This window comes from Halomicronema hongdechloris C2206 (genome assembly GCF_002075285.3).
GTDB classification, from domain to species: Bacteria; Cyanobacteriota; Cyanobacteriia; order Phormidesmidales; family Phormidesmidaceae; genus Halomicronema_B; species Halomicronema_B hongdechloris.
Window position 1 is genome coordinate 905,860 of sequence record NZ_CP021983.2, and the last position, 14,119, is coordinate 919,978.

Genomic DNA, 14,119 nt, shown 5'->3' on the forward strand with positions numbered 1-14,119 from the left:
TTGACGGATCAGCGTTAACCCATTAATCTTGCGGGCATGAAGTGAGGTAATCTGATGGGCCCTATTCTATTCATAGTGCTATTTCTACTTGGGTTAGTCTTGGCCTTCGTTGGGGGCATTATGGGCCTAGTAGAGGCATTTCGAACCAGCACCCTGTGGGGAGTTCTTTACTTGTTTATTCCCTTCGCTGCTCTGGTATTTGTAGTCAAATTTTGGCGTCGTAAACGGGTTCGAAATTCTTTTTTAATCGGCCTTGGTGGTGCTGCAGTGATGATTATTGCCGGTGTAGTTGGGGTCCTAGGGGGCATAGGAAACCAATGGCAAATGGCCGAAGATTCCCCATCTGATCTAGACACTACTGATGATCTAGATGGGGTGCCACTGCCCTCACAAGAGGACGCTGCTCAAGATGGCCAAGCAGAAGAGTTTACTGAACCCCTCGTGCCGGCTGCTCCTAGCATTGCGGCCATCGCCAGTGCTGAACTGATTCAATCCACCGATCCCAATGAGCGGGTACGGCAGGTGACTCGCAGTCGTCCTGATCCATATGCTACCCTGCCGATTCCTCCTAAGCCTACTCCCGTCGCTCCTCCCGCCAGTGGCCCTGCCACGACTGGCGGCGGTGGCACCACAGGGGGAGGACAACCTGCTGGGGGTGGAGGAACTGCCACCGCCAATGGCAACGGTCAGACAGGGGGTACAACCACGGCTAGCAATGGTAGTAATGGCAGGAATGGCAGTAATGGTGGCTCTCGCATTCAGCCCTTGCCGACCTTACCTAAGCCCCAGTTAGCATCTGCTGTCGAGGTGACAGGGGCTGTGCGCATTGGCAACGATGACTATGCCATTCTCAAGGCCCCCGGGGAAGGAGTGAGTCGATACGTCAAAGTGGGGCAACGGGTAGCCAATGGCCGGGTCTTGCTGAAGCGAATTCAAATGCGAGGAGCAGAGCCCATTGTCATTTTGGAGGAAAATGGCATCGAAGTCGCTCGTCCTGTTGGGGCCCCTGTAGAGGAATCCGAACCCTCCACTGCCAACGCTACTAATGATCCTGCATCCCTACCCTCTGTGGCTGTGCCCCCCCAGCCAACCACAACAGCAGCCAGTCGGCAAAGTTGACGCAGGGACCAGTAGCGTCTGAAGCTAGTGAGGTACAGGGATGGCCATAAGTTCCTTAAGCTCCTTGATATCAGGAGGTCGGCCATACCTCACCCAGCACGGCAATGCTGTATAGACAAAATACCCTCGGCTGCTGGGGTTGGCCGCCTGGATTAGCAACAAAACTTAAATCCCTGCCCGAGCGTAATCCGGGGCTGACGTAGTAATCTGATGAACAAGTTGCCTGTTCATACCAAATCAATTGAGGCAATTGGTTGAGACACAGCTCATTGGTAGTATCCAGTACCAATTCTAGGGAATATGCTGAGGCCCAGCTTCTCTGGAAAAGATCTCGAAGAGTATCTGAGATTTTGAGATTGTGTTTCAACCATCCTCTGAGTCTAGCTCTGGTATGGCCTCTATTTAGCGAAAAGAGCTAGTCAAACTTGGTGGAATTCAAACTGGTCTTTCGAGAGGGTATTATCCATGGTTCAACGCGGTTCTAAAGTGCGAATCCTACGCCCAGAATCTTACTGGTATCGAGATATTGGGACGGTGGCGACGGTCGATCAAAGCGGTATCCGCTACCCAGCGATCGTACGCTTTGACAAGGTCAACTACTATGGAATCAGCTCTAATAACTTTGCCTTGTCTGAACTAGAAGAGGTTGAGCCTCCCAAGAAGAAAAAGTAAGTCTCCTGATTTCCGGGCCACTAGGTGGGTCGCTGATGGGAAATGGTTGGGTCTTCGCCTGGGGCTAGGATAGCTCTGGGCCCGGCTATTAGATCGGTGTCAGCAGCTATAGTAAGAACGCTACGTGATGACGGAGTGACCCTGCTAACGTGCCCGAGTTGCCTGAAGTCGAGACAGTTCGTCTAGGCTTAAATCGTGTAACACTCAACTATCCGATTCGGGGTGGGGAGGTGCTCTTAAAGCGCACCATTGCCCACCCCCTTTCTGTAGATGCCTTTTTGATGGGGCTACAAGGCTGCTGCCTGTACCATTGGCGGCGACGCGGTAAATATCTGCTAGCTCAATTGGTGCAAGCCAGGGGTAACCCTGGGGGATGGCTAGGCATCCATTTACGGATGACTGGACAAATGCTGTGGTTATTACAGTCAGCGTCCCCTCCACGTCATTGTCGGGTTCGTTTGTATTTCGAGTCGGGGCAAGAATTGCAGTTTGTGGATCAGCGGACCTTCGGTCGCATGTGGTGGGTCCCTCCTGAATATGAGCCCCAGCAGGTTATTGCTGGATTGGCAACCCTAGGACCAGAACCCCTAGCGAGTACTTTTTCAGTGCCTTATCTGAGCCAAGCCTTAAGGCATCGCCAGCGACCGATTAAAAATGCTCTACTGGATCAGACCCTGGTGGCAGGCATCGGCAATATCTATGCCGATGAAGCTTTATTTATCAGTGGAATTCATCCCCAGGTTCCCTGTGCCCAGCTAAGACGCCACCGGATTGAGCGGTTACATCAGTCGATCCGTCAGGTATTGACGGTGGGGATTGAGGCGGGGGGGACAACCTTCAGTGACTTTCATGATATTCATGGCGTCAATGGCAACTACAGTGGTGTTGCCTGGGTATATGACCGGGAAGGGAACCCCTGTCGAGTCTGTGAAACGCCTATCCGCCGTCTACGGTTAGCAGGCCGCTCAGCCCACTATTGTCCTCGTTGCCAACGGTAGGTAAGGGTTAGGACCCCTTATGCGTATCTCTCAGATTGCTGATGGTACAGCAATGGGGGATAAGACCTTTCCCTTTTACAATCAGTAAAGTAATGACTGTGTTGCGATCGCAAAAAGACCTATGGCCGCAAAATTAAAGCGTGGTGATCTCGTGCGGGCTGTCCGCGAAAAATTAGAGAATAGTCTCGAGGCTCAAGCTAGCGACTCCCGATTTCCTCCCTATCTGTTTGAGACTCGAGGAGAAATTCTCGAAACTCGAGATGACTATGCCCTGGTGAAGTTTGGTCGTGTACCCACCCCTAGTATCTGGTTGCGACTAGACCAATTAGAGAAGTTTGAGTGAGCACTTCCCATGGCAGCCTTTGTCCATCCCCCCTTCTGCCAACTCAGCCAGGTGACGATTATCGGTGCAGGCAACGTAGGCAGTACCTTAGCGCAACGGGTGCTGGAGCGGAATTTAGCCGATGTAATACTGCTTGACATCGTAGAAGGGCGTCCCCAAGGCATTGCCCTCGATTTGATGGAAGCTAGAGGGGCTGAAGGGCATAACCGCACGATTGTCGGCAGCAACTGCTACGAAGACACCGCTCAGTCAGACATTGTGGTGGTTACAGCAGGACTACCCCGGAAACCCGGTATGAGTCGTGATGACCTGCTCCAGGTCAACGGCAAGATTGTCATCGATATCATGCAGCAGGCGATGAAATATTCCCCCTATGCCTGCTACATCATCGTCACCAATCCCCTAGATGCCATGACTTACTTGGCATTGAAAGTCAGTGGGCTGCCAGCCAACCACATTATGGGCATGGCTGGGGTCCTGGACTCTGCTCGGTTTCAAACATTCATTGCGATGGAGTTGGGAGTTCCTCCCAGTGATGTCTCTGCCTTGGTTTTGGGGGGACATGGCGATCTGATGGTGCCACTGCCCCAGTACTCTACCGTAGGCGGCATTCCAGTGACTGAGCTGCTAGAGGCAGCTATTCTAAATCGGTTAATTGAGCGGACCCGCAATGGTGGTGCTGAGATTGTCCAGTTATTGAAACGGGGTGGAGCCTACTATGCGCCAGCCTCGGCCATTGGTGTCATGATCGAAGCTATTTTGTATAATCAATCACGCATTCTACCAGTAGCGGCCTATCTAGATGGCGAGTATCAACTGCAGGACGTGTATTTAGGAGTTCCCTGTCGTCTCGGTGGGCAAGGAGTTGAGGAAATCGTATCGTTGCCCTTGAGGGATGAACAACTGACTGCCCTGCATCGCTCCGCAGCGGCGGTTAAACAGAGCATCGAGAAAGCAATTGCCTTAATACCCTAAGAGGTGCTGGCAACCCCAGAGAACTGACTGATACTCTGAGCGCCTGCTTACATGAGCAGGGGGACGATTGTCATCATTCATTGTGAGTTAGCCCCTGACCAGCAATGGTTACGCCTAATCGTGTCTATCTCCTGACAGCTTCGCCATACTCAAGCTAACTCTAGGGCGATTGTGTCATTGCTTACCGCTATGGATTTTGGTCGCGATTTAGGCAATGGCAAACTGGCTCTCCTAAGAGGAGAGGTTATTAAATTCATAGACCTGAGAGATATCAATAATTGTATTGATAAGCAACTTGTAAATTGCCTAGGTAGTTGTCAGAGCGAGGTTTTCGGACACACTGCGAACAGCCATGCAAGATCGCTAAAAGCCTTGACAGAACTCGTCTTGAAGGGTTTTCAAGATTCCTTTTCAAATAAACTTTTAGAACATGATGGTTGGTAAATCAACTTTGATTAAATCTAGTGATAGACAGGCAATTGATAGGCTACCCGATGCCAAGAGAGTAAGGAAGGTTCGAGAATTGCCAACATTTGATGACATCATTGTGGTCAACCATTCCCATCCTCCTCCTCCCTGTCCCTAGAAAGTTAAGAAAAACGATAGTATGCCCTGTCCCATAGGCCAGTCCTTTAGGATATAGAAGGGATCGAATTTGGGATCTACAAACTTTAGAGGAGCGTGACGAGCACTTCAATTTCATTCATCGGATGTGCGCCCTCTACCCTGGCTGTTGGAGAAAGCTGGTTAGAAAGGACTCAACCATGAGCAATTTTCCACCTGAGCTCTAATTTTTACAGCGTTGATTGCCAAAATCCTTTGTACATCATTCTTGCACGTTTTCGTAAACGCATTGTGTACGACTACTATGACGGTTATTTGATGTCAAGTCTTGATTGGTTCTCACCCGCCCTAAAGTTAGTTGTGGGCTTCTATATCCGTGGGTAGAACCATTGAATAACACGATTAATAGCATGTGAGTCGGCCACATCATTCAGAGAATTGTCACCATCAAGAATGCCTCCCAAAAGCACTCCGCTATCGTCAGCTCCATGATAATTTCCCCGTAGATGATCTCGTCAAACGTTCAGCGAAGCCATTAAGTTCCCTGAGTCCATAAATTCTCCTAACTAAGACTAGCCTTAGTAGAGGAAGTTTGGGAGGGGATGAGACGAAAAAGACACCTCAACGGCTCGAGGTTAATGCTTCAGATATTGAGCTTAGCCGAAGTTCGGTTGAAGCTGGTTGCTTTTTCTCATACCCCTCCTAGGTTCAGAGAGAGAATTAGTTCACTGATGGTTGAGTCATCACTCACGCATGTTATCCGTCGCACCTAAGGGTTTCTCCAATGACAGCTACCAGCAACATCACATCTGTCACCAATTTCGAAGAGTTAGAGGGTTTGATCCGACGGGTCAAAGCTGCTCAAAAACAGTATGCCACCTTCACTCAAAAATCAGTCGATCATATTTTCAAGAAAGCGGCATTGGCTGCCAATGCCGCTCGAATTCCCTTGGCTAAGCTAGCTGTCTCAGAGACCGGTATGGGTGTCATTGAAGACAAAGTGATCAAGAATCACTTCGCCTCGGAGTACATCTATAACAAGTACAAGCATGAGAAAACCTGTGGCATTATCGAAGACGATATTTCCTTTGGGTTTCAGAAGTTAGCAGAACCTGTAGGGCTGTTAGCTGGAATCGTCCCGACTACCAACCCTACCTCTACAGCTATCTTCAAGGCGCTCTTAACCCTCAAGACTCGCAATGGCATTATTTTCTCTCCCCATCCCCGGGCCAAAGACTGCACCATCGCCGCTGCCAAGATCGTTCTAGAGGCAGCTGTAGAGGCCGGTGCCCCAACCGACATTATCGGCTGGATTGACGCCCCCTCGGTCCCCCTGTCCCAGGCTTTGATGCAGCATCAAGATATCAACCTGATTTTGGCCACTGGTGGTCCAAGTATGGTGCGGGCTGCCTATTCGTCTGGAAACCCATCCTTAGGAGTAGGGGCCGGGAATACGCCAGCTTTGATTGATGAGACTGCCCATCTGAAGATGGCTGTTTCCTCCATCCTACTGAGCAAGACCTTTGATAACGGCATGATCTGCGCCAGTGAGCAATCAGTGGTTGTCGTTGATGCCGTGTATGAACAGGTGAAGCAGGAATTTACCGACCGGGGAGCCCACTTCCTCAGCTCGGAGGAAACGGAGCAAATGCGGCAGGTGATTCTCAAGCAGGGGCGTCTCAACGCCGAGATTGTTGGTCAGCCTGTGCTCAAACTAGCTCAGTTGGCCGGGATCAGGATTCCTGAGTCTACCCGGGTCCTAATTGGTGAAGTCAACACCATTAGTCACGATGAGCCTTTTGCCTACGAAAAGCTATCTCCCATCCTAGCCATGTACCGGGGCAATGACTTCGCCGATGCCCTGCGCCAAGCCCAAGCCCTGATTGCCTTCGGCGGACGGGGGCACACGGCAGTCCTCTACACCGCTCCTAGTAATCGAGACCACATTCAGCAATTTGAAAACACCGTCGAGACCGCCCGAGTTCTGATCAATACTCCCTCTTCCCAAGGGGCCATTGGTGATCTCTATAACTTCCGCCTAGATCCGTCTCTCACCTTAGGCTGTGGTACCTGGGGAGGTAACTCCGTCAGCGAAAATGTGGGGGTTCAGCACCTGTTAAACATTAAGACGGTCACGGAGCGGCGGGAAAATATGCTATGGTTCCGCATTCCTCCTAAGGTGTACTTTAAATACGGCTGTTTACCCTCGGCCCTGAAGGAATTGGTTGGTAAGCAGCGGGCCTTTATCGTCACCGATAAACCTTTGTATGAAATGGGCCTCACTAAGGGGGTTGAAGAGGTCTTAGACGAGATTGGCGTCAGGTTTGACGTGTTCTACGATGTGGAGCCGGATCCGTGCCTGGCTACGGTGAACCGGGGATTGGCGCTGATGAATAGCTTTAATCCTGATGTCATCATCGCCTTTGGCGGCGGATCTCCCATGGATGCCGCTAAGGTGATGTGGTTGATGTACGAGCATCCAGAGATTGAGTTTGAGGGATTGGCCACTCGTTTCATGGATATTCGTAAGCGGGTCTATGAACTGCCTACCCTTGGCCAAAAGGCCTTGATGGTGGCAATTCCTACCACCTCGGGCACCGGTTCAGAAGTAACGCCTTTTGCAGTCGTGACCGATGAAAGCACCGGCATCAAATATCCCCTGGCGGACTACGCCCTGACGCCCAATATGGCCATTGTTGATCCAGAGCTAGTGCTGCACATGCCGAAGCAGCTGACAGCCTATGGGGGGATCGACGCCCTTACCCATGCGCTGGAAGCCTATGTATCGGTATATGCCTCGGAGTATACCAATGGTTTGGCCTTGGAGGCCATTCGGCTACTGCTGAAGTATCTGCCCAGTGCGTATCAACAGGGAGCGAATGATCCGAAGGCTCGGGAGAAGGTACATTATGCCGCCACCATGGCTGGGATGGCCTTTGCCAATGCCTTTCTAGGCGTGTGTCACTCGATGGCCCATAAGTTGGGGGCCACCTTCCATGTTCCCCACGGACTGGCCAATGCCTTGATGATTTCCCATGTCATCCGCTATAACGCCACGGATATGCCTTTTAAGCAGGCAATCTTCCCGCAGTACAAGTATCCCAATGCTAAGTGGCGCTATGCCCGGATCTCCGATTATTTGAATCTTGGCGGTGATTCTGAGGAGGAGAAGGTTGAGAAGCTGGTGGAGGCAATTGAGACCCTGAAGAGTCAGCTCGATATTCCCTTGACCATTCGGGAAGTGCTCAATGATGACGAAAAGGCATTCTACGACCACGTAGAAGAAATGGCTGATCAGGCCTTTGATGACCAGTGTACCGGGGCGAATCCCCGCTACCCATTGATTCGGGACCTGAAAGAGCTATATACCCTGGCCTATCGCGGTTGTCGCTTAGATGCCGCCCTGTTCCATCCGGAGACAACGACGATGTTAGGCCAGGACTCTCCTACGACTCCGGTGTTGACTTAACTGTACCGAAGCTGCCAAGGTGTCGTCTGACGAACAGAGGGCGCCTTGGTCTACCACACGACAAGCTAATAAGGAGATCCGATGATGGTGCTCTCTAATCGACCTCAAGGCAGTTCTTCTCCGGCTCGCTCCAAGGACACCTCGTTTGTGCTCTGGTTTGAGGAGGTTGGCATTGGAGACATTCCCCTGGTGGGCGGTAAGAATGCCTCTTTAGGGGAAATGATTCAGCAGCTCAGCGCTAAGGGAGTGAATGTGCCTACAGGCTTTGCCACCACAGCCTATGCCTATCGTTACTTTGTTGAGAACGCCGGCTTAGAGGATCAACTCCGGAATCTATTTGCCGATCTAGATCTGGATGATGTTACTAACCTACGGGAACGGGGCAAGCAAGCTCGGGCCTTGGTAATGAATACGCCATTTCCGCCGGAGTTGCAGGCTGCTATCAGTAGCGCCTATCTGCGGCTCTGTGAGCGCTATGGAGCGGATGCAGAGTTTTGCGATCGCTTCTCGGGTGAATTTGCCGATGAATGTCAGAAGTTCGGCAAAGAGCTGGATGTGGCCGTGCGCTCCTCAGCTACTGCCGAAGACCTGCCCGACGCCAGCTTCGCTGGCCAGCAAGAGACTTATCTCAATGTCCACGGCGTCAAGGCTGTCCTAGAAGCCTGCCATAAATGCTTTGCCTCCCTGTTTACCGACCGGGCGATTTCCTATCGGCACCAGTATGCCGAACGCATCGATGACTTTGACGAGTTTTCTGTGGCCCTCTCTGTCGGGGTGCAAAAGATGGTGCGCTCTGATTTAGCCGCCTCTGGAGTCATGTTTTCCATCGACACCGAAACCGGCTTTAAGAATGCCGCTCTGATTACCGCAGCCTACGGTTTGGGCGAAAACGTCGTACAAGGGGCCGTCAATCCAGATGAATACTTCGTCTTCAAACCTACTCTGAAAGACGGCAAACGACCGATTCTCAACAAGCGGCTGGGCAGCAAAGAGATCAAGATGGTCTACGACGTAGGCGGTGGTAAGCAAACCAAGAATGTACCGGTTGCCGTCCCTGATCGTAAGAAGTTCTGTATCAGCGATGATCAGGTGCTTACCCTAGCAAAATGGGCCTGCATCATCGAAGACCACTACAGCGCCAAACGGGGCAAGGATACCCCCATGGACATTGAGTGGGCCAAAGACGGCATCACCGGTGACCTATTCATCGTCCAAGCTCGACCGGAAACGGTACAGTCTCAGAAAGCCGGCAATGTCATCAAACACTATCAGCTCAATGGCACTGGCGATGTGCTGACTACGGGCCGGGCCGTTGGTGAGATGATCGGGGCTGGCAGAGCTCGGGTGATCATGGATGTCCATCGCATTGCCGAATTTCAGGATGGAGAAGTGCTGGTCACCAATAAGACGGACCCCGACTGGGAGCCGATCATGAAAAAATCTAGCGCCATCGTCACCAACCAAGGGGGGCGGACTTGTCATGCCGCCATTATTGCTCGAGAAATGGGGATCCCCGCTATTGTCGGCTGTGGCGATGCCACCGAGGTGCTGCAGACCGGCCAGGAGGTAACGGTGTCTTGCGCGGAAGGAGAAGAAGGTCGGGTCTATGGCGGGCGAGTTCCCTTCGATATCCAGGAAACTCAGCTGGATAATCTGCCTCGCACTCGCACCCGCATCCTGATGAATGTCGGCAATCCTGAGGAGGCCTTTAGCCTGGCCACAATCCCTTGCGACGGCGTCGGTCTGGCTCGCTTAGAGTTCATCATTGCCAATCACATCAAAGCTCACCCGCTAGCGTTGATGCATTTCGATGAGTTGGAGGACAAGGCGGCCAAGTGGGAAATTTCCCAACTCACGGCCAATTACGACAATAAGCCCGAGTTCTTCGTGGACAAACTGGCTACAGGAGTCGGTATGATCGCGGCGGCTTTTTATCCTAACCCAGTCGTCGTGCGGATGTCGGATTTCAAGAGTAATGAGTACGCTAACTTGCTGGGGGGACGGGAGTTTGAACCGAAGGAAGAAAACCCGATGATCGGCTGGCGCGGTGCCTCTCGCTACTATGATCCCAACTACACCGCTGCCTTTGGATTGGAATGCACCGCCATTAAGCGAGTACGTGATGACATGGGGATGACCAATGTCATCCCCATGATTCCCTTCTGCCGTACCCCCGATGAGGGCCGTAAGGTGCTGGACACCATGGCGACGTATGGATTGAGGAAGGGGGAAAATGGCCTACAGGTCTATGTCATGTGCGAGATTCCCAGCAATGTGATTCTGGCGGATCAGTTTAGTCAGGTCTTCGATGGCTTCTCAATTGGCTCTAATGACTTGACCCAACTCACCCTGGGATTGGACCGAGATTCGGCTCTGGTGGCTCATATCTTCGATGAGCGCAATGATGGGGTGAAAGAAATGGTACGCCAAGTGATCACTAAGGCCAAGGGCAATGATCGCAAGATCGGCATCTGTGGTCAGGCACCTAGTGATTATCCTGAGTTTGCTGCCTTCTTGGTGGAACTGGGGATTGATTCCATCAGCCTCAACCCGGATACTGTGTTGAAGACGATGCTGGAGATTGCTAAGACCGAAGGCATTGGTTGACTCAATGCCTGTCTGGGGGTGTCCCCTCCATAGAGGACTTGAGTATTGAAGGGCGCTATCCCTCCCATGGACGGCGTCCTTTCCTGTTAGGTGGCTGACGCATTGAGCGGTTGCAGGTGCTGTTCGAACAGCCTTCTGCTTGCAAAGAGTATCAAGTGACTGGAGTTCAAGATTCGGTGAGCTTGGCCTAACTGGGCTTTACGTATATTAATGTAAACTAAATATAACCATTATATAAAGTTGTGTTAATTTTGCTTGACTACTAGATGTCGCTGCCAAGTTGACCAAGGCTCAATATTCCTATGCCTCAGTGACCATTGGCGCCAACAGTAACCAGTGCTGTGAGCTCGACAATGACAGGAAGCAAAATCCTGCGGCATCTTTGACCATCACATCCTGGCAAATTTACAGATCCAAGCTCGTAAATAGCCTTACGACTGACTCAAAAGAAACGATCTAGTGATGGTCAGATAGGTCTCAGGATCCTCTAACATCGGAAAATGAGCTGTTTTAGGCATCATTACATAGTCAATGTAGCCAGGATTTAAAGCAGCTGCCTGCCGACCCATTTCAGCCGGCGTAATCTGATCAAACTCCCCTGATATCAGCAAGGTTGGCACTGTAATCTGCTGAAACTGTAGTGGCATCACCTCAGTGGCCTTCTTGCTCACCGAGGTAAAAATAGTGCCTAGGGCCGTATCATAATCGGCCCGCAAAAAGTCTTGTAGAAAGGCCAAGCGTTCTACCGATGGAATTGGGCGGTGTAAGAAGCGAGCCATAAACAACCGCGGCATCAAGGGAATCCGGGCTAACCAGGTAGGGCGAAATGCCACTACATAGCCACCAAACCGGTAAAACGCTGCAAAAGCCTTTTCGTCATACTCAAATACTCCGTTACAGGTGAGTACGCCCCGTTCAACCCGATTGCTGTAGCGATTCAAAAAAAATACCGCCACCGAAGCCCCCATAGAGTGGGCCATGAGATAAACCCGCCCTAGTTGCAACTGATTCAATAGGGTAGCTAAATCATCAGCAAAGGTGTCTAATTCGTAGCCTTGGGCAGCTGTAATCGGACCTGGCTCTGAAGTCGGCTGAGAACGGCCAAAGCCACGCATATCGTAGAGCAAACACCGAAAATCAGATGCCAAGGCCTGAGCTATCTGCTGCCAATACCGAGCCGACCCCGCCCAACCATGAATGAAGACTAGGACAGGTTTCTCAGAGACACTATTTCCTGATGCAGACCCTCCTACCCACTCATAAAAGTGGTCAATCCCATTGACCGTCAAGTAAGGCATAACCTAGGCCGACTCAGGCTTGGGTAATGAGGATGGGTGCATCAGTAGTTCTGCTGTCGAACGCTGTTCAACCATTTCCCGGGTGATCGCACAACGTTTCACATCCTTGCGGGATGGTAACTCATACATCACATCGAGCATTAACTCCTCAATGATGCCACGCAGAGCTCTAGCTCCGGTTTTCCGCCGGTAAGCTTCTCGAGCGATGGCACGAACTGCGTCCTGCTTAAACTCTAGCTGGACATTGTCCATTCGCATCAGTTTCTGGAATTGTTTCACTAGAGCATTCTTGGGCTCTGTGAGAATGGCGACCAGGGTATCCTCATCCAACGGATCAACCACTGAAATCGCTGGAATACGACCAATAAATTCCGGAATCAATCCAAACTTGACGAGATCCTCAGGTTCCAAATATTTGAGGATATCAGCAGCCCGTTGTTCTCGGGACACCTGATTCTCTCCAGGCTGAACAAAGCCGATAGACTTTTTGCCCAGCCGCTGTTCCACCATCTTGTCCAGCCCGACGAAAGCACCGCCGCAGATGAACAGAATATTACTGGTGTCAATCTGAATGCAGTCCTGATAAGGATGCTTGCGTCCTCCCTGGGGAGGAACATTGGCTACAGTCCCTTCCAGCATTTTAAGTAGGGCTTGCTGTACCCCTTCTCCGGAGACATCACGGGTAATTGAAGGATTCTCACTCTTGCGGGCAATTTTATCAATCTCATCAATGTAGATGATGCCGCGCTGAGCCTCTTCTACATCGAGCTCAGCCACCTGTAACAATCGCAGCAGAATATTCTCGACGTCTTCCCCGACATATCCGGCTTCCGTCAGAGTGGTGGCATCCGCCACAGCAAACGGCACATCCAGAATTCGGGCCAGTGTCTGCGCCAGGAGTGTTTTGCCACAACCGGTCGGGCCAATCAGCAAGATGTTCGACTTCTGCAACTCAATGTTGTCATCTAAAGGATCACTGCCACGATTTTGCAGATAACTCAGCCGCTTGTAGTGGTTGTAGACGGCCACCGAGAGCACCTTCTTGGCCTCACTTTGACCAATGACATGCTCATCAAGGTACTTCTTAATTTCCCGCGGCTTAGGGATTTGACTCAGGGAAATATTGGCAGACGAGCGCCGTCGCTCTGGAGCTGGTTCTCGTTGAGGCACTGGCTGAGAAACTGCAGCACTAGAGTCAAACAGTTCCTCGTCGAGAATTTCGTTGCACAGGTCCACACACTCGTCACAGATGTAGACTCCCGGCCCCGCAATTAGCTTGCGGACTTGCTCCTGAGACTTCCCGCAAAACGAACATTTCAGATGGGAGTCATATTTAGACATAATGGCCCCTTACTTGAGTGCAGTTACGGCCGAACCGTTAGGTATATCCTGTCGCTGAATGACGTCATCAATTAACTGATAGGCCTTCGCTTCTGCGGCCGACATGTAGAAGTCGCGCTCGGTATCGGTTTCAATGCGCTCAAGCGGTTGTCCGGTGTGATAGGCAATCAGCTCATTCAACCGCCGCTTATAGTACAAGATCTCTTTGGCCTGAATATCAATGTCCACAGCCTGCCCCTGAATGCCACCCAGGGGTTGATGGATCATGATACGGGAGCTAGGCAATGATAGCCGCTTGCCTGCAGCTCCGCCACAGAGGAGAAAGGCACCCATGCTAGCAGCAAAGCCAAAGCAGATGGTGACAATATCAGGGCGTACCTGCTGCATGGTGTCGTAGATAGCCATGCCCGCTGTCACGGACCCTCCAGGAGAATTGATGTAGAATTGAATATCTTTTTCCGGATCCTCGGCATCTAGGAACAGCAATTGAGCCACGATCGAATCCGCGACTTCATCGGTGACAGGCATGCCTAGAAAGACAATGCGTTCCCTTAACAGGCGAGAATAGATGTCGAAGGCGCGTTCTCCTCGCCCCGATTGCTCTACTACCATGGGTATCACCCCATGGGGTGAATGACGACCTGAGGTAACTCGACTCAAGCTCGTCACTGTATGAAAATCCGTTGACGAAATCATAGGCTCTAGGTATGCATTCACAAGAAGACGAGGAGAC

At 51.4% G+C, this 14,119-nt stretch carries 10 protein-coding genes; 7 read left to right on the forward strand and 3 right to left on the reverse strand.

Annotation, left to right across the window (positions count from 1 at the left end; translation table 11 throughout):
• Positions 1-54 precede the first annotated feature (54 nt).
• The 7 genes from XM38_RS04240 to ppsA all read left to right on the forward strand — a co-directional run bounded on the left by XM38_RS04240 (position 55) and on the right by ppsA (position 10,747).
• Positions 55-1,119: a hypothetical protein gene (locus XM38_RS04240; protein ID WP_088429164.1), complete on the forward strand. Its 1,065-nt coding sequence runs from the start codon at positions 55-57 to the stop codon at positions 1,117-1,119.
• Positions 1,120-1,584: 465 nt separating this feature from the next.
• Complete coding sequence (locus XM38_RS04245; protein WP_080809431.1) at positions 1,585-1,791, forward strand: photosystem I reaction center subunit IV; 207 nt, start codon at positions 1,585-1,587, stop codon at positions 1,789-1,791.
• 149 nt (positions 1,792-1,940) lie between these two features.
• A complete protein-coding gene (locus XM38_RS04250; RefSeq protein ID WP_080809428.1) occupies positions 1,941-2,789 on the forward strand; it encodes a DNA-formamidopyrimidine glycosylase in 849 nt (282 codons plus the stop codon).
• A 121-nt stretch (positions 2,790-2,910) separates the two neighbouring features.
• Positions 2,911-3,132, forward strand: coding sequence for an NAD(P)H-quinone oxidoreductase subunit O (ndhO, locus tag XM38_RS04255; protein WP_080809427.1), 222 nt, complete (start codon positions 2,911-2,913; stop codon positions 3,130-3,132).
• A 9-nt stretch (positions 3,133-3,141) separates the two neighbouring features.
• Positions 3,142-4,107 (forward strand): malate dehydrogenase, encoded by a 966-nt coding sequence (mdh, locus tag XM38_RS04260; protein WP_080809425.1) that lies wholly within the window; start codon positions 3,142-3,144, stop codon positions 4,105-4,107.
• A gap of 1,348 nt (positions 4,108-5,455) precedes the next feature.
• Entirely contained in the window at positions 5,456-8,140 is a 2,685-nt protein-coding gene (gene adhE, locus XM38_RS04265) for a bifunctional acetaldehyde-CoA/alcohol dehydrogenase (protein ID WP_088429166.1), read from the forward strand.
• An 84-nt stretch (positions 8,141-8,224) separates the two neighbouring features.
• Entirely contained in the window at positions 8,225-10,747 is a 2,523-nt protein-coding gene (gene ppsA / locus XM38_RS04270) for a phosphoenolpyruvate synthase (protein WP_088431514.1), read from the forward strand.
• A gap of 431 nt (positions 10,748-11,178) precedes the next feature.
• Here the strand turns inward: ppsA and XM38_RS04275 are convergent, their stop codons facing one another.
• From XM38_RS04275 to clpP, 3 genes are read right to left on the reverse strand one after another with little or no spacing between them, the layout of a single operon-like run.
• Positions 11,179-12,045, reverse strand: a complete 867-nt coding sequence (locus tag XM38_RS04275; protein WP_088429168.1) for an alpha/beta fold hydrolase — start codon at positions 12,043-12,045, stop codon at positions 11,179-11,181.
• 3 nt (positions 12,046-12,048) lie between these two features.
• A complete protein-coding gene (gene clpX / locus XM38_RS04280; RefSeq protein ID WP_080809417.1) occupies positions 12,049-13,386 on the reverse strand; it encodes an ATP-dependent protease ATP-binding subunit ClpX in 1,338 nt (445 codons plus the stop codon).
• 9 nt (positions 13,387-13,395) lie between these two features.
• The gene (gene clpP, locus XM38_RS04285) at positions 13,396-14,082 is read right to left on the reverse strand and encodes an ATP-dependent Clp endopeptidase proteolytic subunit ClpP (protein ID WP_080809414.1); all 687 of its coding nucleotides are present in this window, start codon (positions 14,080-14,082) and stop codon (positions 13,396-13,398) included.
• Positions 14,083-14,119: the final 37 nt, after the last annotated feature.